19 protein-coding genes are annotated in these 18631 nt (G+C 75.9%); 5 read left to right on the forward strand and 14 right to left on the reverse strand.

Going from position 1 to position 18631, the window contains the following annotated elements:
- Window positions 1–7 precede the first annotated feature (7 nt).
- The 9 genes from ACI79I_RS07840 to ACI79I_RS07880 form a co-directional block, all read right to left on the reverse strand.
- Window positions 8–919 carry a GmrSD restriction endonuclease domain-containing protein gene (locus tag ACI79I_RS07840; RefSeq protein ID WP_456991748.1) on the reverse strand — a complete coding sequence of 304 codons (912 nt, stop codon included), beginning with the start codon at window positions 917–919 and terminating at the stop codon, window positions 8–10.
- Window positions 920–975: 56 nt separating this feature from the next.
- Window positions 976–1806: a class I SAM-dependent methyltransferase gene (locus ACI79I_RS07845; protein WP_456991749.1), complete on the reverse strand. Its 831-nt coding sequence runs from the start codon at window positions 1804–1806 to the stop codon at window positions 976–978.
- 146 nt (window positions 1807–1952) lie between these two features.
- Window positions 1953–3128 carry a mannose-6-phosphate isomerase, class I gene (gene manA, locus ACI79I_RS07850; RefSeq protein WP_456991750.1) on the reverse strand — a complete coding sequence of 392 codons (1176 nt, stop codon included), beginning with the start codon at window positions 3126–3128 and terminating at the stop codon, window positions 1953–1955.
- Between the two features lie 107 nt (window positions 3129–3235).
- Window positions 3236–4978: a glycerol-3-phosphate dehydrogenase/oxidase gene (locus ACI79I_RS07855; protein ID WP_456991751.1), complete on the reverse strand. Its 1743-nt coding sequence runs from the start codon at window positions 4976–4978 to the stop codon at window positions 3236–3238.
- Window positions 4979–5116: 138 nt separating this feature from the next.
- On the reverse strand, window positions 5117–6073 hold the full coding sequence (locus tag ACI79I_RS07860; protein ID WP_456991752.1) for a DUF808 domain-containing protein: 957 nt from the start codon (window positions 6071–6073) through the stop codon (window positions 5117–5119).
- A gap of 216 nt (window positions 6074–6289) precedes the next feature.
- Window positions 6290–7435, reverse strand: a complete 1146-nt coding sequence (locus tag ACI79I_RS07865) for an SIS domain-containing protein (RefSeq protein WP_456991753.1) — start codon at window positions 7433–7435, stop codon at window positions 6290–6292.
- Window positions 7432–7641, reverse strand: coding sequence for a Trm112 family protein (locus tag ACI79I_RS07870; RefSeq protein WP_456946901.1), 210 nt, complete (start codon window positions 7639–7641; stop codon window positions 7432–7434). Before ACI79I_RS07870 ends, ACI79I_RS07865 begins: the two co-directional genes overlap by 4 nt.
- Before the next feature lie 55 nt (window positions 7642–7696).
- Window positions 7697–9061 carry a phosphomannomutase/phosphoglucomutase gene (locus tag ACI79I_RS07875; RefSeq protein WP_456991754.1) on the reverse strand — a complete coding sequence of 455 codons (1365 nt, stop codon included), beginning with the start codon at window positions 9059–9061 and terminating at the stop codon, window positions 7697–7699.
- A 115-nt stretch (window positions 9062–9176) separates the two neighbouring features.
- Entirely contained in the window at window positions 9177–9578 is a 402-nt protein-coding gene (locus ACI79I_RS07880) for a DUF3499 domain-containing protein (RefSeq protein ID WP_456991783.1), read from the reverse strand.
- Window positions 9579–9740: 162 nt separating this feature from the next.
- Here ACI79I_RS07880 and ACI79I_RS07885 point away from each other — a divergent pair, with 162 nt between their 5' ends.
- A complete protein-coding gene (locus ACI79I_RS07885) occupies window positions 9741–10196 on the forward strand; it encodes a metallopeptidase family protein (protein WP_456908418.1) in 456 nt (151 codons plus the stop codon).
- Between the two features lie 64 nt (window positions 10197–10260).
- Here ACI79I_RS07885 and ACI79I_RS07890 read toward each other — a convergent pair whose 3' ends face one another.
- Window positions 10261–11145, reverse strand: a complete 885-nt coding sequence (locus tag ACI79I_RS07890) for a phosphotransferase (protein WP_456991755.1) — start codon at window positions 11143–11145, stop codon at window positions 10261–10263.
- Between the two features lie 102 nt (window positions 11146–11247).
- Here ACI79I_RS07890 and ACI79I_RS07895 point away from each other — a divergent pair, with 102 nt between their 5' ends.
- Window positions 11248–12261: a hypothetical protein gene (locus ACI79I_RS07895; RefSeq protein WP_456991756.1), complete on the forward strand. Its 1014-nt coding sequence runs from the start codon at window positions 11248–11250 to the stop codon at window positions 12259–12261.
- On the opposite strand, the gene ACI79I_RS07900 is transcribed toward ACI79I_RS07895, so the two are convergent.
- Window positions 12236–13075 (reverse strand): hypothetical protein, encoded by an 840-nt coding sequence (locus tag ACI79I_RS07900; protein WP_456991757.1) that lies wholly within the window; start codon window positions 13073–13075, stop codon window positions 12236–12238. The two genes, ACI79I_RS07895 and ACI79I_RS07900, sit on opposite strands and share 26 nt — an antisense overlap.
- Before the next feature lie 173 nt (window positions 13076–13248).
- Window positions 13249–13485, reverse strand: coding sequence for a WhiB family transcriptional regulator (locus ACI79I_RS07905; protein WP_456946961.1), 237 nt, complete (start codon window positions 13483–13485; stop codon window positions 13249–13251).
- Window positions 13486–13828: 343 nt separating this feature from the next.
- On the opposite strand from ACI79I_RS07905, the gene cofD reads away from it, so the two are divergent.
- Genes cofD through rfbA form a run of 3 tightly spaced genes read left to right on the forward strand, consistent with a single transcriptional unit; the run spans window position 13829 to window position 16791 of the window.
- The gene (cofD, locus tag ACI79I_RS07910) at window positions 13829–14842 is read left to right on the forward strand and encodes a 2-phospho-L-lactate transferase (protein ID WP_456991758.1); all 1014 of its coding nucleotides are present in this window, start codon (window positions 13829–13831) and stop codon (window positions 14840–14842) included.
- The gene (locus ACI79I_RS07915) at window positions 14835–15890 is read left to right on the forward strand and encodes a coenzyme F420-0:L-glutamate ligase (RefSeq protein ID WP_456991759.1); all 1056 of its coding nucleotides are present in this window, start codon (window positions 14835–14837) and stop codon (window positions 15888–15890) included. The genes cofD and ACI79I_RS07915 overlap by 8 nt, the downstream gene beginning before the upstream one ends.
- Window positions 15891–15918: 28 nt before the next feature.
- On the forward strand, window positions 15919–16791 hold the full coding sequence (gene rfbA / locus ACI79I_RS07920; RefSeq protein WP_456991760.1) for a glucose-1-phosphate thymidylyltransferase RfbA: 873 nt from the start codon (window positions 15919–15921) through the stop codon (window positions 16789–16791).
- Window positions 16792–16885: 94 nt separating this feature from the next.
- Here rfbA and ACI79I_RS07925 read toward each other — a convergent pair whose 3' ends face one another.
- Window positions 16886–17647 (reverse strand): DNA-3-methyladenine glycosylase family protein, encoded by a 762-nt coding sequence (locus ACI79I_RS07925; protein ID WP_456991761.1) that lies wholly within the window; start codon window positions 17645–17647, stop codon window positions 16886–16888.
- Window positions 17648–17846: 199 nt separating this feature from the next.
- Window positions 17847–18617, reverse strand: coding sequence for an SDR family NAD(P)-dependent oxidoreductase (locus tag ACI79I_RS07930; protein WP_456991763.1), 771 nt, complete (start codon window positions 18615–18617; stop codon window positions 17847–17849).
- Between the last annotated feature and the right edge of the window lie 14 nt (window positions 18618–18631).

Here is an 18631-nt window from a genome sequence, read left to right on the forward strand (position 1 = left end):
GGCCCGGTCAGGACTCGCAGCCGACGCCGTCCCCGTCGCCGTCGAAGGTGTCCCGCCAGCCCGGCTCGCCGCGGCGGATCGGCGCGGCCCCGGCCGCCCGGACCGCCGCACAGTCGGGGTAGGACACCTCCCCGGCCGGCACCGACCCCGGAGCTGCCGGTCCGCCGTCGCCGGGCAGCCGCTGGTCGGGGCAGCCCGAGAGCACGGTGGCGGCGGCGTTGCGCTCGGCGCGGGTCATCCACAGCCCGTAGCTCACCTTCACCGCCACCTGCCGGGCGACGTAGGCGCACCGGTAGGCGGTGTTCGGCGGCAGCCAGGTGGCCGCGTCGCCGTCGCCCTTCTGCATGTTGAGCGGGCCGTCGACGGCGAGCAGGTTGAGCGGGTCGTTGGCGAAGGCGGTGCGCCGCGCGGTGTCCCAGCCCTGGGCGCCCTTCTGCCACGCGTCGGACAGGGCGACCACGTGGTCGATCTGGACCTCGTCGCTGGTCTCCTCCCCGCGACGGAACGCGATGGTGTCCCCCGAGTACGGGTCCTCGAGCGTGCCGCTGAGGACGACGCAGTCGTTGGTGCCCGGCCGGAACGTCTCCTCCTCGAGGTCTCGGGCGAGGACGTCGTTGCGGGTGTCGCAGCCGTTCCGGTCGGTGTCCACCCAGCCGTCGCCGAACCGCTCCCGCTCGTAGCCGGTCCGGGGTGCCCGGCCCTTGACGTCGATCTCGCCGAGGGCGGCCAGCGCGGTGCCGGGCGGCGCGGTGGCGACGGCCTCGTCGGCAGCCTCGTCGGAGAGGACGCCGGTGAGCGGTCCGCCGTCCGCCCCGCCGGTGCCCGTGAGCAGCTCGCAGCCGGTCAGCCCCCCGGCGAGGGCGAGCGCGACCGCACCGGCGGCGAGCCGGCGCAGCGGCGAGCGGGCGGGGACGGACACGACACCCCGACGCTAGGCCGGGATGACCGGGAGCGCGCCGGCGACACGCCCGCGCCTCAGCCGGCCGGCGGCGCCCCGGGGACGGTCACGCGGACGACGACCTGCTCGTTGTTGGAGGTGTAGGCCTCGTACCGGGCCTCGGCTCCCGTCCGGGCGAGCCACTCCTGCCAGGCACGGAACTCGTGGTCCTCCCAGCCGGGGAAGTTGAAGAACTCGTCGAAGACGAGCACCGCCCCGGCGGACAGCCGCGGGCCGACCAGGTCGAGGACCGTGACCGCCGAGGAGTACAGGTCGCCGTCCACGTGCACGAAGTCGACCACGCCGGGGTGGGTGGCCAGGAAGCCGGGCAGGGTGTCCTCGAACCAGCCGACCACCAGCTCGGCCCCCGCCACGTCCGGGAGCTCGCTGACGGAGAAGGCGCCCGCCCGGACGTGCGGCCGGTAGTCCTCGGGCAGGCCCTGGAAGGAGTCGAAGCCGTAGACACCGCGGCGCTCCCGGTGCTCGGCGACGACCTCCAGCGACCGCCCCTCGAAGACGCCGAACTCCAGGGCCAGGCCGCCCCGGGGGGCGATGCGCAGTCCGTGCTCGAGGGTGCCGCGCGGGTCGTGGAACGCGCGGGCCGTCGGCATCTCCCGCGCGGCGAACCGGGCCGACGCCCGGGCGGCGTCGCGCTCCCCCGCGGCCAGCAGGTCCCGCCGCGCGCGGAACTCCACGCCGTGGACGGCGTCGATGGCCCGGTCCACCTCGGTCTCGACGACCTCCCGGACCACCTCGCGGACGACCTCTCGGACGATCTGCGCCAACCGCGCCTCGAGCCGGTCCGACAGCCTGCGCCGCACCGCCACCCCGAGCCGGGCAGGCCGGCGTCCCCACGCTCCTCCGGACACGCGCGTGTCCCCCTCCGCGGTCAGCCCTCGCGCCACGCTCCCACCCCGGGACTGCCCTCCACGGGGAGGCGGTACACGACCGGACCGGCCCGTCGCGGCCGCGCCGGCTCGGGGCCCTCGGTCGGGGCAGGAGGTGACCGGCCGGGTCAGGCGAGGTTGGTGGTCGTCCGGTACAGGACGGCCGGCCCGCGGGCGGTCACCGGCTCCCCCGCCGGGACGAAGGCCGACATCCCCTTCGCCAGGACGAGCTCGCCGTCACCGTCGCCCAGCACGGCCCGCCCCTCGGTGCACAGCAGCACCTGCGGGCCGCGCGTGGTGAGCGAGCCCGGGTCGGTGCCCAGCTGGACGCGGGTGAGGTCGAAGTCCTCGACCGGCACGGGGTAGCGCAGGCCGCAGGGTCCGAGCACCGGGTGGATGACCGGCACCTTGCCGTCGCTGAAGTCGAGCACCTCGATCAGCGCCGCCAGGTCGACGTGCTTGCTGGTCAGCCCGCCCCGCAGCACGTTGTCGGAGCAGGCCATGACCTCGACGCCGGCTCCGTACAGGTAGGCGTGCAGGTTGCCGGCGGGCAGGAACACCGCCTCCCCGGGCGCGAGCTTCAGGTGGTTGCACATCAGCGAGATGACCACGCCGGGGTCGCCGGGATACGCCTCCGCGAGCGTCGCGGCCCACCGGTAGGTGTTGATGAACTCCGGGTCGTGGGCGGCCACGAACCGGGCGGCGGCCCGTGCGACGGCCTCGACCAGCGAGACCCGGCGCCGGCCGGACAGCGCCAGCAGCTGCGGGATCGCCGCCCGCAGGCCGCCTCGGGCCAGCGCGGCGATGGTCGGCTTGAGCTCGGGCAGCTGCAGCTTGGCCAGGCAGTGCAGCGACTCCTCGACCGGCCGGAAGCCGCACAGAGCCTCGAACGTGGTCAGCGCCAGCAGCAGCTCGGGTTTGTGCCACGGGTCCTTGAAGGTCCGCGTGGGGTCGTCGTGCGGGACGCCCGCGGACTCCTCGGCGGCGTACCCGGCGGCGGCCTGTTCCGTGGTCGGGTGGGCCTGCAGCGACAGCGGCCGGTCGGCGGCGAGCACCTTCATGAGGAAGGGCAGCCGCTCCCCGAAGCGGTCGACGACCCGCGTCCCGAGCAGCCGTTCGGGCTCCTCGGCGATGGCCTTGTCCAGGGGACGGCCGTCGGCCAGCAGGCTCGGCTCGTCGGGGTGCGCGCCGATCCAGAGCTCCGCGTGCGGCCGGTCCGCAGGGCTGGGCCGACCGAGCAGCTCGGGGATCACCGTGCGGCTGCCCCATGGGTAGAAGCGGACCCCGCTGGTGAGCTGCCACATCACGGACGAGGCTACGGGTGGGTGGAGCGCACCGGTCATGTCGGAACCCCTCACGTGCCACTGGAGCCGCCGCCGGGGGTCTCCCCTCGAGGATCGGCTCCCGGTCCTCAGACGGCGGAGCGTACGTCCGCGGCACCCAGTCGCGCGGCGTCTGCGGTGCGGTCGTCGGGCATCCGCTGCGACTCCCGCTCGGCCGCCACCCGGGCCGCGTAGTGCGCGACCTCCCGTTCGGTGCGCTCCCGGTCCCACCCCAGCGGCCCGGCCATCAGCTCGGCGACGGCCGACGCGGTCTCCGTCCCCCGGTGCGGGGTCGTGATGGAGATCCGCGTGCGCCTGGTGAGGACGTCGTCCAGGTGCAGCGCGCCCTCCACCTGCACCGCGTGCACGACCTCGGCGGCCAGGTGCGCCGGCGCCCCGGGCAGCGGCCGACCCAGCGCCGGGTCGGCACGCACCAGGTCGAGCACCTGCTGCACCTCGTCGCCGTGCCGGTGCAGCAGCCGGTCGACGGCGTCGCCGGGCAGGCCGGTGGCGGCGGCCAGCTCGGGTCCGGTGCCGCGGACGGCGTCCCAGCGGTGCGCGCCGACCAGCGGCAGGTGCGCGGTCCGCGAGGCCGGCACGCCCGGGAGCGCGGCGGTGGCGGCGTCCACGGCGTCGGCGGCCATCACGCGGTAGGTCGTGTACTTGCCGCCGGCCACCAGGACCAGCCCCGGGACGGGCGTGACCACGGCGTGCTCGCGGGAGAGCCGGCTGGTCTGGTCGGCCTCGCCCGCCAGCAGCGGGCGCAGGCCGGCGTAGACGCCGACGATCTGGTCGGTGGTGACCGGCTTGGACAGCACCCGGTTGACCTGGTCGAGCAGGTAGCCGATGTCGGCGCTGCTGGCCGCGGGGTGGTCGCGGTCGAGCTTCCACGGGGTGTCGGTGGTGCCGATGATCCACTGGTCGCCCCACGGGATGACGAACAGCACGCTGGTCGGCGTCCGCAGGATCAGCCCGGCCCGCGCGTCGTCCGGGACGTCCCCGGCGTCGATCGCCGAGCGCGGCACCACGAGGTGCACCCCCTTGGAGGCGCGCACCCGCAGGCTGGGCGCGCTGGTGCCGAGCATCGCGCCGACGTCGTCGCTCCAGACCCCGGTGGCGGCCACGACGCTGCGGGCCCGGACGGTGAACGTGGACCCGTCGGTGAGGTCGGTCGCCCGCACGCCGACCACCGGCGCCCCGCTGCCCTCCCCGTCCCGGAGCAGCCCGGTCACGCGGGCGCTGGAGAGCACCCGGGCTCCGTAGCCGGCCGCCGTGCGGACGACCGCGAGGGTGTGCCGGGCGTCGTCGACCTGGGCGTCCCAGTAGCGGATGGCCCCGACCACGGCGTCGGTCCGCAGCGCGGGGAACGCGGCGAGGGTCGCCCGGCGGGACAGGTGGCGGTGCGCCGGCAGGGCCCGGTCGGCGTCGAGCGCGGCGCCGAGGACGTCGTAGAGGGCCACCCCGGCGCCGTAGTAGGCCCGCTGCCAGGCCGGCGCGGTCAGCGGCAGCAGGAACGGCAACGGCCGGACCAGGTGCGGCGCGATCGTCTGCAGCAGCCGGGTCCGCTCGTGCAGGGCCTCGCGGACCAGCGGGAACGCGAGCTGTTCCAGGTAGCGCAGGCCGCCGTGGATGAGCTTGCTCGAGCGGCTCGAGGTGCCGGCGGCCCAGTCCCGGGCCTCCAGCAGCCCGACCGACAGACCCCGGCTGGCCGCGTCCAGCGCGGTCCCCGCTCCGGTGACCCCGCCGCCGACGACCAGCACGTCGACGACCTCGTCGGCCAACCGGGCTCGGTCGGCCCGGCGGCGCGCCGGCGACAGGTGCGTGCGGTCCATGGCTCCACTCTCCCCCGACACGGGGACCGGCCGCGGCAGGCGGGGCACACCGGCGGGCCGGAGGCCGCGAGGCGTGGGGAAGGACAGCCCCGTCCCGGGTCCCACCCCGAGCCGGCGAGGGGTGGGGACGGGGTCCTCTCAGTGGGAGTCGGTCCCGCTCGCGGCCCGGGCCTTGCGCCGGTGGAGGGTGACGCTCAGGACGGCCACGACCACCGCGCCGACGACGAGGCCCAGGGCCGCGCTGGCCAGTGTGTTGACCAGCCAGCCCACGACCCCGCCGAGTGCCCCGGTCGCCTCGTGCGCCGCCTCCTCCCAGTGGTGCACGGTCTCGTACAGGACGTGCAGGCCCAGTTCGTCGGTGCCCACCAGCAGGATGTGACCGCCCACCCACAGCATCGCCGCGGTGCCGACGACGGTGATCACGGCGAGCAGGCGCGGCATCGCCTTGACCATCCCGTGGCCGAGCGAGGCCACGGCCTTCCCGGGCTGCTCCGACAGGCGCAGCCCGGCGTCGTCCATCTTCACGATGAGACCGACGACGCCGTACACGAGGACGGTGATCGCGATCGCGACGACCGCGAGGATGACCGCGCGGGACAGGAACGGCTGGTCGACCACCTCGTTCAGCGAGATCACCATGATCTCGGCGGACAGGATGAAGTCGGTGCGCACGGCGCCGGAGACGATGGTGTCCTCGTCCGGGAGTGCCGCCTCGTCCTCGCCGTGGGCGTCGTCGTGGCCGCGGATCTTGTGCCAGACCTTCTCCGCTCCCTCGTAGCAGAGGTAGGCGCCGCCGATCATGAGGATCGGGGTGAGCAGCCAGGGCAGGAACTGGCTGAGCAGCAGCACCGCCGGGAGCAGGATCAGCAGCTTGTTGCGCAGCGAGCCCTTGGCGATGCGCTTGATGATCGGGATCTCGCGCTCGGCGGCCAGGCCGTGCACGTACTGCGGCGTGACGGCGGTGTCGTCGACGACCACGCCGGCGGCCTTCGCGCTGGCCCGCCCAGCAGCGGCACCGATGTCGTCGACGGAGGCGGCCGCGGCCTTCGCCAGCGTCGCCACGTCGTCGAACAGGGCTACGAGTCCACCCGCCACGGGACGTCCTTCCGGTCGGTCAGCACCCGGGTGCTGTCTGGCTGATCGTGGTCTGTCCGGCCGTACGGTGCGCCGTTCCCCGCCCGACCCTCCGGGCGGGAGTACCCGGCCGCGCACGTCGAACCACCGCCTGGAGCGGCCCGGGCGTCGCCCGACGCGGGACGACCCCGGTCGGCTGCGAGCCCGATGGGCCGGTGGACGACCCCGGCCGCGGGCTCACGGGTGGGCAGCCCGCTCGGAGTCCAGCGCGAGCGCCAGGTAGACGGCGGTGAAGTCGGCCACGGCCAGCTGGCGGGCCAGCCGCGGCATCCGGCCGTAGCGCTCGGGGTCGCCGTGCTCGGCCAGCCCACTCACCGGCACGTTGGCCGACGCCGCCGTCCGCAGGGTCTCCTGCAGCGCCTCGCGGGCCGAGCGCGGCTCCCGCTCCCCGGCACCGTCGTGCTCACCGGCGTGGGTGTCGCGGACGGTGAGCAGCCGGAGCCGACGGCCGGTGTCCTCGGCGCGGTCCCGGAAGAAGTCGTCCTCGCCACCCTGCGGGGCCAGCGGTCCGCCGAGCACCGCGCAGGCGGCGACCCGCTGGTCGGGCATGCGGAAGGTGGTGACCGGCAGACCGGCGAGGGTCGCCAGCTGGTCGGCGATCCGGGTGGCCGCGGCGCCGGCCAGGGGCCCCTCGGCGGCGATGACCGGCAGGGCGTCGAGTAGTTCCAGCGCGAGGGTCTTGGCCGGGTTGACGAACGACTCCTGCGCCGGTCCGCACTCGCCGGCGACCTCGTCGAGCGCGTCGGCCACCGCCGCCAGGTCGGCCGTGGCGGGTGAGACCAGCTCCAGGTCGGTGGCCAGCTTGAGCAGCGGCGTGAGCAGCGACCACAGCGTCGTGTGCCGCACGCGCGAGCGCGGGAGCGGGACGTAGGGCGCCCGGGCGGTGGAGCAGGCCGCGCGCAGGGGCGCGTCCTCCGCCCCGATGCCCAGGAGCGTCACGCCCCGGCGGGCGGCCTCGTAGGCCGGCGTGACGGCGTACCGGCCGGCACCGGTCCGGGTGGCGACGACGGCGATGTCGCTCGGCCCGGTCCACACCGGCAGGTCGGGGCCGGGGACGACGTCCACGGTGACCGGGCTGGAGGGCCCGAGCAGCGCCCGGAGCACCTGGGCGGCGACCGCGCCCTCGCGCCGGGCCACGATGACCAGCCCGCGCGGCCGGCCGCCGGCGGTGACCCGCTCCAGGCCCGCCTCCTCGGTCAGCCGGGCGGTCTCGCGCACCTGCGCCCCGGCACCAGCGACCGCCGGGAGCAGGCCACGCGGGTCCCGGGCGCGCAGCACGTCGAGGTCGTCGAGGACCTCCTCGGCGAGCTCGGGCGAGGTCATGGGGTGGACCCGCCACCCCGGTGCCGCGCCTCGTCCAGCAGCAGCACGGGGATGCCGTCGCGCACCGGGAAGGCCCGGTCGCACGTCGTGCACAGCAGCTCGCCGGCCGCCTCGTCCACCGTCAGCGGGCTGTGGTGGGTGTCGGGGCAGGCGAGGATCTCCAGCAGCGCCGGGTCCAGCCCCAGCGGCCCACTCGGGGCCGTCATGCCGGGGCGCCCGCGGAGACGGGGAGCGACGGCGGAGCGTCCTCGTGGGGTCGGGTCATGCGCGCACCATCTCCAGCACTCGGTCCCGCAGCTCGGCCATCCGGGCTGCGTCTGGGGCCTCCACGTTCAGCCGCAGCAGCGGCTCGGTGTTGCTCACCCGGAGGTTGAACCAGGACCCGTCGGAGAGGTCGACGGTCAGCCCGTCGAGCTCGTCGACGGTCACGCCGTCCTCACCCTCGAACGCCTCGCGGACGGCCTTCACCCGGCCGGCGCCGTCGTCCACGGTCGAGTTGATCTCGCCGGAGGCGGCGTAGCGGCTGTAGCCGGCGGTCAGCTCCGACAGGGGCCGGCTCTGCTCCCCCAGCGCGGCGAGGACGTGCATGGCGGCGAGCATGCCCGTGTCGGCGCGCCAGAAGTCCCGGAAGTAGTAGTGGGCGGAGTGCTCGCCGCCGAAGACGGCGTCCGTGCGGGCCATCTCCGCCTTGACGAACGAGTGACCGACCCGGGTGCGCACCGGCTCGCCGCCGTGCTCCCGGACGATCTCGGGGACCGCCCGGGAGGTGATCAGGTTGTGGATGATCGTCGTCCCGTGCCCCTTGGCCAGCTCCCGGACGGCGACCAGCGCGGTGATCGCGGAGGGGCTGACCGGCTCTCCCCGCTCGTCCACGACGAACACCCGGTCGGCGTCGCCGTCGAAGGCCAGGCCGATGTCGGCGCCGGTGCGGCGGACCTCGGCCTGGAGGTCGACGAGGTTGGCCGGGTCCAACGGGTTGGCCTCGTGGTGGGGGAAGGACCCGTCGAGCTCGAAGTACAGCGGCACGACCTCCACCGGCAGGTCGGCGAGGACCACCGGCACGGTGTGACCGCCCATCCCGTTGCCGGCGTCCACGACGACCCGCAACGGCCGGATGCCCGACAGGTCGACCAGCGAGCGCAGGTACGCGGCGTACTCGGCGAGGACGTCGCGCTGGGCGATGGAGGCCGTCCGGTCGGGGACGCGGTCGTAGGCGTCCCGCTCGGCCCACTGGCGGATGGTGCCCAGCCCCGACTCCTGACCCACGGGGACGGCGCCGGCACGGCAGAGCTTGATGCCGTTGTACCGGGCCGGGTTGTGGCTGGCGGTGAACATCGCGCCGGGGACGCCGAGCGAGCCGGCGGCGAAGTACAGCATGTCGGTGGACCCGAGCCCGGCCTCCAGCACGTCGACGCCCCGGCGCAGCGCCCCCTCGGCGAAGGCCCGCGACAGCGGCACCGACGAGTCGCGCATGTCGTGCGCGGTGACGATGGCCGTCGCGCCGCTCTCCAGGGCCACGAACTCGGCGAAGGCGGCACCGATCCGCCGGGCGACGTCCTCGTCCCACTCGTCGGGTACGACGCCCCGGACGTCGTACGCCTTGATGATCGAGGAGAGGTCCGCCACGCGAGCGACCTTAACGACGCGCCCGCCGGCCGGCGCAGCGTGGCCCGCTCCCCGGCCCCGCCGTGTCCCGTCCCGAGCGTGCGCGGGGGGGGGTGGGGAGGACGGGGGTCCCCTCTCAGGTGATGTCGGGGAGCACCCGCAGGTGGCCGCGGCGGGTGCCGCTGCCGTCGTCGGCCGGGTTGCGCGGGGGCTCGGGCCGGGCCGCCTCGCGGACGGCGTCGGCCAGGGCCAGCAGGTCGTCGCCGGTCGGGCCGGAGTCCTCGAGATCGATCTCGTGGCGTACGACCTCCCAGCCGCGGGGCACGGTCAGCCGCTCCGCGTGGAACTCGCACAGGTCGTAGCTGTGCGGCTCCGAGAACGTCGCCAACGGGCCGACGACAGCGGTCGACTCCGCGTACACGTAGGTCAAGGTCGCTGCCGCCGGTTGCGCGCAGCCGCTGCGCGAGCAGCGACGTGACTGCCTCACCACCGGTTCCTCACGAACCGCACAGTAGACGCGTAGCCGGTCGGTTGGCATCAGGCGCACCGGGTTTCTCGGGTGCCGGCGGAGCAGGAGCCACATCCTGCACGACGGTCACGGCGGCCCCGGCAGGCGCCGTCGGCGGGGGCTCCCCGGTGGGACCGGGAACGCTCCCGGGGAGGGCGCGCCGGCGTGCCCGGCCGTACGCTCGCACTCGCCATGAGCCGACCCGCCCGTTCCCGCCGCGACCGGCACGGTCGCGGACTGCGCGGGCGCCTGGTCCCCGACGGCGTCCCGCTGGCCCGCAGCCGCGCCGAGCAGTTCGACGACCTCGTCCTCGACGCGGTGGAGGACCTCGAGCGCCGGTGGGAGAAGGAGCTGGCCGGCGTGGAGTTCGCCGTCGAGGACGTCCCGTGGGTGGAGCACACCAGCCCCGACGAGGTCGTCCTGGACGCCGACGTGCTCGACGACGGCAGCGTCCCGCTGGCGCGCGTGCTGCCCGCCCACCGCGAGAACGGCCGCGAGGTGGCCCCGCGCATCGTGGTCTACCGGCGGCCGCTGGAGCTGCGGGCGCACGACCGCGACGACCTCGCCGACCTGGTGCGCGACGTCGTCGTCGACCAGGTCGCCGTGCTGCTCGGCCGGGACCCCGAGGAGATCGACCCCACCGGCTGAGCAAGGACCCCCTGCCCCGCTCGCGAGCTCGCGGCGGGCCCCCGCAGGGGGCCGCTCCGCTCCATCACGTCGCCACCGGGCTGCCGAGCTCGGTGGCGATGCCCCGCGCGTCGGCCAGTCGCGCCCGGCAGAACGCGAGGTCCAGCCCGTCACCGCGGTCGGACCGGGTGATCCGCCCGACCAGCTGCTCGAGGGCGACCGCGTGCCACAGCAGCCCCACGTCGGGCTCCTCCCACCCCGCGGTCCGGTCGAGGACCACCCGGGCGATCCGCGCCCGGTCCTCGTCACCCACGGTGCTCGCCCACAGGGTCAGCAGGTCCCGGTGCCGCGGGCCCGGGCGCACGCCGGTCCACTCGAGCACCACCATCCGCCCCTGGTCGTCGAGGACGGCGTTGGCGGCCCGGTAGTCCCCGTGCGAGACCTCCGACAACGGCAGCTGGGCGGCCGCGGCCCGCACCGTGCGCAGCTCCCCGAGCCGGATCCCGCCCCGCACCAGCCGCCCGGCATCGCCGACCGTGGCCCGGGCCCGGCGCAGCGCGGGGCGGGCCGGCGGCTGCCACGGGCTGCCCGACGGCCCGGGCAGCGGCGCGATGCGGACGGCGGCGTCGACCGCGGCCTCGGTCCACCGCGGTCCACCGGTCGGCACGGGGTGGACCCGCCCCGAGAGCAGCCACCGGCCGTCGTCCGCGGCGGCCACGACCTCGGGGACGCCGATCTGCCGCTCCTCCGCCCAGCGGCGGCCCCGCAGCTCCGCCCGCAGCCGCCGACGCCCGCTCTCGGTGACCGCGAGGTCGACCACCCGGTCGGCCAGCACGCCCCGCACCACGCCCAGCGAGGCGGAGAGGTCGGTGGCGCCGATGAGCGGCTGGTCGACCCCCAGCTCGGCGAGCAGCGCGCTCACCCTCTCCCGCGCCGCACCGTCGGCCGTCGCCCCGCTGCTGCTGCTCATCGGAGGGATCGTCCCAGCCCCTCCCCCGCCGCGCACGGGGGTGCGCGGGCCCGGCCGGTCGGCATCCCGGGGGGTCCGCGGGCCCCTGCGATGCTTGCCGGGATGGACTCCTCCGCGCCGGCCGCCGTGCCCTGGTTCGTGCTGGGCGCGGCGCTGCTCGCGCTGGCGGGACTCGTCGCGGTGGAGCTGCGCGGCCGCCGCGGCCGGGCGCCGGCGCCGTCCACCCCGGTTGCGGAGCCGCCGCCTCCCGGGCGTCCGCAGAGCCGCTACCCCCACGACGACCTGCCCGGCTTCCTGGACGCGCCACCCGGCACGCCGGCGGCTCCGGGGCCCGCGCCGCCGCCCTCGCCCGTGGCGCCTCCCCCGACGCGGGACGCGACCGGCGCCGGGCGGGCCGTGTCCGGGATGGCCGCCGGAGCGCTGGTGCTCGTCGCCACCCTGGCGCTGCTGGCCGGCGTCGTGCGCGGGGACCCCGACCGGCCGGACCCCGTGCCCTCCCCCGCGCCGGTGCCCTCGCCGACCGCCGCCCCGACGACGGCCGAGCCCCTGCCGGAGCTGCCCGGCGTCCCGTCGGACCCGCTGCCCGGGGAGAGCGGCGCGGGCGCGCTGGCCAGCCGGTCGATCCCCCTCGGGGACGACGGCGTGACCGCGACGCTGGCCTTCGGGGGCATCGTCGTCGAGGAGCACGCCGTCGGCGTGACCGTGGCCCACCCCTCGGTGAGCGTGACGGCCGCCGGCGCCGGAGGGGAGGCCGTGGCGCTGGCGCACGTGCGGCTGCCGACGTGGAACTGCATGACCGACGAGGCGCCGGCCGACCCGCAGGCCGCCGGCTGCGTGCGGTCACGGACGGAGTACGCCGACCTGCCCTCACCGGCGCTGACCGTGACCCGCGACGGCGACGACGTGCGGCTGACCGGCCGGTTCCCGACCTACACCCGCCCGATCGGCACCGCGCCCACCTACACCGGGCGGGTCTACGAGCTGACCGTGACCGTCTCCCCCGCGGAGCCGGTGCGCGACGGCCGCGCGGCCGCCGAGGGCACCCTCTTCCTCGGCACCGACCGGGCGGCGACGGTCGACGAGCCGGGGCTCAACGTCGTCGGCTACGGCGGCTGAGCCGCTCGGTCAACCGCCCGCCGTCGAGGGTCACGGTCACCAGCGGCGCGCCCATCTCCCGCCGGAGCCCGCCGACGTCGGAGAAGCCCCACCACGGACGGCGCTCGAGGCCGTCGTCGAGGGTGAGCAGCCCCGCCCGCAGCCGGTCGCCATCGGCGAACACCGCGACCTCCAGCTGCCCTATCGCGGCGTGCAGCCGGGCCGCCGCCCGCAGGAGGAGCCGGGCCCGGGGGTCGGGCTCGCGGGCCAGCAGCTGCGGCAGCCACCGCTCGACCTCGCGCGGGTCGCGGCTGCGGCACACCGGGCCCACCTCGGACAGGGCGTCGACGAGGGCGGCGCTGCGGGTGGTGGCGAACGCGGTCTCGGGTCGCAGCCGGCGCAGCGCGCGTGTCGTGGGGTCGCCGAGCGGCAGGCCGGTCAGGCGGAGGGTCCACGGCCGGCGCAGGCGCGCGAGCAGGTCCAGGACGCCGGCGGCCAGTTCCGCCGCGGCTGCGTCGTCCGCCACGGGCAGGCGGGCCGGAGCCGCCCCTGGTGGCACGGGGGTCGCGCCGGCCCCGAGCAGCGTGACCTCCACGCGGGGGCCGCGGCCGCGCAGGACGAGCGCGGCCAGGGCCGCCGTCTCCCCCGCCGCGCCGGCGCCGGGCCGTTCCACGACGACGGCCACCGGCCGCACACCGGCCCAGCGCTGCGGGGCCTGCACGTTGAGCACGGCGGTCAGCCAGGGCGGGCGGGCGGGGACGGGCGCGCGGACCCGGGCCAGCAGGGGTCCGGCCGCGCGGAGCTCCCGGACGACCTCGGCCCGTCCGGCGGCCACCCGCGTGCTCGTCCCCCGTGCCGTCACGCCCCGAATAGCACCACAGCCGCCGACGGTGATCCGTCGGCGGCTGTGGGACAGCCCTGGGCTGGTGTCACACCGCGCTGTGTGCGTGGCCCCGTCGCGGGTCCCGCCCCGGGTCCGCGAGCGGGTGGGGAGGACGGGGTCGTCCGTCAGACCGCCCGGCGGCGCAGGCGCCGGCGCTCACGCTCGGAGAGCCCGCCCCAGATGCCGAAGCGCTCGTCGTTGGCCAGGGCGTACTCGAGGCACTCGGCCTTGACCTCGCAGCCGGTGCAGATCTTCTTGGCCTCGCGGGTGGAACCACCCTTCTCCGGGAAGAACGCCTCGGGGTCGGTCTCGGCGCACAGCGCGCGCTCCTGCCACGACTGCGCATCGGCTTCCAGCCCCATGCTCCACAGGCCGGCGAAGACCTGGCCGCCCGCGCCCGTCCCCCCGTCGGCGTTGCGCTCCGACGCGCTGACGTAGTCGCTCAGCCACGAGATCTCTGCCATGACGATGCGTCCCCTCTCGCTGTCGTCCCGAAGTGCGCTCCGCGGGACGTTCCCGGGCCGCTCAGCACTCGATGACACCGCGGGAATTACACGCGTGTCGTTGCGTAGTCGTCAACTTCGCTCGGTGTAAGCGGCTCGCCACACCAGCCCCATCCGTCACGGGGTGTTCGTCACTTCTCGTCCCACCCTTCGACACGCCCGCCAAACAGTCGACAACTGCCCATCGGGCACGATGACTTTCGTGCAGATCGTCGTGCTCGCCGGAGGGGTCGGCGGGGCCCGGTTCCTCGCCGGTGTCCGGGCCGCCGTCCCCGGCGCCCGCATCACCGCCGTCGTCAACACCGGGGACGACGTGACGATGCACGGCCTGCGGATCTGTCCGGACCTGGACACGGTGATGTACACCCTCGGCGGGGGCATCGACCCCGAGCGCGGCTGGGGTCGTGCCGGGGAGTCCTGGACGGTGAAGGAGGAGCTGGCCGCCTACGGCGCCGAGCCGACCTGGTTCGGCCTCGGCGACCGGGACCTCGCCACCCACCTGGTCCGCACCCGCATGCTCGACGCCGGCTACCCGCTGTCCCAGGTGACCGCGGCGCTGAGCGACCGCTGGCAGCCCGGCGTGGAGCTGCTGCCGATGAGCGACCAGCGGGTGGAGACCCACGTCGTCGTGACCGACCCGGACAGCGGCCGGCAGCAGGCCATCCACTTCCAGGAGTGGTGGGTGCGCCACCGGGCCGCGCTCGAGGCCTCGGCGTTCGTCCAGGTCGGCGTGGACGCCGCCCGACCGGCGCCCGGGGTGGCCGAGGCGTTCGCGGCGGCCGACGCGGTGCTGCTCGCGCCGTCCAACCCGGTCGTGTCGATCGGCACCGTCCTCGGCGTCCCCGGGCTGCGGGCGGCGCTGCTGGCCACCCCGGGCCGCGTGGTCGGGGTCTCGCCGATCGTGTCCGGCGCGGCGGTCCGCGGGATGGCCGACCGGTGCCTGCCGGTCGTCGGCGTGGAGGTCAGCGCCGAGGGCGTCGGGCGGCACTACGGGGCCCGGGCCGACGGCGGTCTGCTCGACGCGTGGCTCGTGCACACCGGCGACGTCGCCGAGGTGCCCGGGGTCGACGTCCGCAGCGTGCCGCTGCTCATGACCGAGCCGGAGGCAACGACCGCGCTCGCCCGCGCCGCACTGGACGCGGCCCTGGGAGGATCCCCCGGCCCCCCGCCACTCGCGAGCTCGCAGCGGGACCCTGCCGGGGGGCCGGGTGCGTGAGCCCCGGGACGGCCTGACGGTCCTGCCCGTCCGCGGGCTGCCCGAGTTCTCGCCCGGCGACGACCTGGCCGCGGCGGTGGCCGGCGCGGCGCCGTGGCTGGCCGACGGCGACGTCGTCGTCGTGACCTCCAAGGTCGTCTCCAAGGTGGAGGGGCGGCTGGTGCGGGTCGAGCCCGGCGCCGACCGGGAGGCCGCCCGGCAGCGGGCCATCGACGCCGAGACGGTGCGGGTGGTGGCCCGCCGGGGACCGCTGAAGATCGTCGAGACGCCGCAGGGCTGGGTGGTGGCCGCGGCGGGCATCGACGCCTCGAACGTGCCCGGTGACGCCCTCGTCCTCCTCCCCGAGGACGCCGACGCCTCGGCGCGGGCCCTCCGCGGCCGGCTGCGGGAGCTGCTGGGGGTCGAGGTGGCGGTCATCGTCAGTGACACCTTCGGCCGGACCTGGCGGGAGGGGCTCACCGACGTGGCGGTGGGCTCGGCCGGGATCTCCGCGCTCACCGACCACCGCGGGGACGTCGACGCGCACGGCAACCGGCTGGAGACCACGCAGGTCGCGGTCGTCGACGAGCTGGCCTCCGCCGCGGACCTGGTCAAGGGCAAGCTCGGGGGCATCCCGGTCGCCGTCGTCCGCGGGCTGCGGTTCCAGCCCCCGGAGGACGACGCCGGCACCCGCCCGCTGGTCCGGCTCGGCCCCGGCGACCTCTTCCCGTACGGGAGCCGGGACCTGGTGCCCAGCCGCGCCCCGGGCGAGGACCTGGTGCCGCGCCCGGGAGACCTCGACGCGGTCAGGGAGGCGTTCCGGGTCGCGGTCGCCGCGCTGCCGGAGTTCCCCGTGGTCCTGCGCTACGGCGGGGAGGACGACGGCGTGGTCGACGTCCACCTGCCGGACCGGGCCACCACGACCAGCGCACTGAACGTGGGCGCGCTCGTCGGCGCGGTCATCGTGCAACTGCACGCCGAGGGTTGGACGACCCGCTGGGAGCCGGTCGGCACGCCCGGGGGGACCTCACTCGTCGGGAGGTTGTGGCTCGGTTCGCCGGCGTCGTGACCGCGGCCCGCCGGTAGCGTTCGCAATCATGCGGGGGATCATCCTGGCCGGGGGCACCGGCAGCCGCCTGTTCCCGATCACCCAGGCGGTCAGCAAGCAGCTGATGCCGGTCTACGACAAGCCGATGGTGTACTACCCGCTCTCGACGCTGATGATGGCCGGCGTCCGGGAGGTGCTGGTGATCACCACGCCCGGCGACCAGGAGGCCTTCCGGCACCTGCTCGGCGACGGCAGCCGGCTGGGGATGCGCATCGAGTACGCCGTCCAGCCCCGGCCCGAGGGGCTGGCCCAGGCCTTCCTCATCGGCGCGGAGTTCATCGGCGGCGAGTCGGTGGCCCTGGTGCTGGGTGACAACATCTTCTACGGCGCGGGGCTGGGCACGGCGCTGGGCCGACTGCCGGAGCCCGAGGGCGGGCACGTCTTCGCCTACCACGTGGCCAACCCGCAGGACTACGGCGTCGTGGAGTTCGACGCCGAGGGCCGGGTCCTGTCCATCGAGGAGAAGCCGGCCCGGCCCAAGAGCTCCTACGCCGTGCCGGGGCTGTACTTCTACGCCGGTGACGTCGTCGAGGTCGCGAGGGGCATCACCCCCAGCGCCCGGGGCGAGCTGGAGATCACCGCCGTCAACGAGCACTACCTGCGTGCGGGGAAGCTCACCGTCACCGCGCTCGACCGCGGCACCGCCTGGCTCGACACCGGCACCTTCACCTCGCTGCGGCAGGCCACCGAGTTCGTCTCCGTGGTCGAGGAGCGGCAGGGGCTCAAGATCGGGTGCATCGAGGAGGTCGCCTGGCGGCAGGGCTGGCTGGACGACGACGGCCTGCGCCGCGCCGCGGAACCGCTCGGCAAGAGCGGCTACGGCGACTACCTGCTGCGGCTGCTGGACGACCCGCTGACCTAGTCCGGCCGGTCCCTGCAGGGCCCCGCCGGGAGCCTGCGAGTGGGGAGCGGGGTCCTCCTCGGAGTCCTTCTCGGCGTCCTTGTCGGCGTCCTCGTCAGATGCGGCGGTGGTCGGTCGGGGCGTTGCGCGGACCGAACCGCGGCGCCCGCGCCGCTCCCCCGGCCAGCAGCAGCCGCACCACCCGCTGCCGCTGCCCGCGCCACGGCTCCAGCAGCGCCATCATCCCGTCGTCGTCGGTCCGGGCCGCGCCGGTCAGCGCGAACCCCACCTGGTTCTTCAGGTGGTAGTCGCCGTAGCTGACCGTGTCCGGACAGCCGAACACCCGCTGCACCACCTCGGCCGCCGTCCAGACGCCGATGCCCGGCACGGTGCGCATCTTGCGCTGCAGGGTCGGTGAGTCCGGGGCGTGATCGGGCTCCAGGCGCGAGGCGACGCCGGCGACCGCACGCAGCGCCCGGCGACGGGCGCCGTCCAGGCCGCACCGGTGCCACTCCCAGTCGGTGACGTCCAGCAGCCGCCGCGGTGTGGGGATCACCCGCATCCCCTCCGGCGCGGGGCCGGGGGCCGGCTCGCCGGCCAGCCGCAGCAGCGCCCGCCAGACGCGGTGCGCCTCGACGACGGTGACCTTCTGCTCGAGGACGGCGGGAACCAGCGCGTCCCAGGTGCGGCCGGTGCTGCCCAGCCGGAGCCAGGGCGTGGTCCGGTGCAGCCGGGACAGCAGCGGGTGGCCGCCGGGGTCGAACTCGTCGGGCCGGTCGTCGGCGCCCAGCCACGACGGGACCGCCGTCCCGGCCCGCTCCGCCCCCGGCCCCCAGGCGGCGACCCGGACCTCGCCGGCGCAGACGGAGATGCGCACGGTGGCCGCCCCGTCGGGCGTGCTGACCGTGCGCCAGGTGGCGCCGTCGGTGTGCCGCAGGGTCGGGTCGCTCGCGCTGCGCTGGTGCGGGAAGAGGGCCCGGCGGACGTCCAGCGGCCAGTCCGGCCGCCAGACGTCCTCGAAGACCGGGACGTCGAGGGTGGTGGTGCTCAGGTGGTGCTCCCCGGGGAAGAGGGACTCAGCGGGGCGCCATCCGGAGTGCGCCGTCCATCCGGATGACCTCGCCGTTCAGGTAGCCGTGCTCGACGATGTCCAGGGCCAGCTCGGCGAAGTCCGAGGGTCGCCCCAGGCGCTTCGGGAAGGGTATGCCCGCCGACAGGCTGTGGCGCGCCTCCTCGGGCAGGCTGCCCAGCAGCGGGGTGTCCACCAGCCCCGGGGCGATGGTGCACACGCGCACCCCGACGCCGGCCAGGTCGCGCGCCGCGGGCAGGGTCATGCCGACGATGCCGCCCTTGGATGCGGAGTAGGCGATCTGCCCGATCTGCCCGTCGTAGGCGGCGATCGAGGCGGTGTTGACGACCACGCCGCGCTCACCGTCCTCCCCCGGCTCGGTGGCGGCCATCGCGGCCGCGGCCAGCCGCAGCACGTTGAAGGTGCCGACCAGGTTGACCATCACGGTGCGGACGAACGGGTCGAAGTCGTGGGGCACGTTGCCCTTGCCCACCGTGCGCTGCGCCCAGCCGATGCCGGCGCAGTTGACCGCGATCCGCAGCGGCCGGTCCTTGCCGGTGGCCTCGGCGACCGCCGCCTCCACCGATGCGGGGTCGGTGACGTCGGTCCGGACGAAGGTGGTGTGCCCGCCGAGCTCGGCAGCGAGCTTCTCGCCCTTGTCCTCCTGCAGGTCGAGGATGGTCACGGCCGCGCCCCGCGCGGTCAGGGCCCGCACCGTGGCCTCCCCGAGGCCGGAGGCCCCTCCGGAGACGACAGCGGCGACGTCGAAGTCCTTCATGACCGGCAGGCTAG

The organism is Geodermatophilus sp. SYSU D01105, assembly GCF_054050095.1.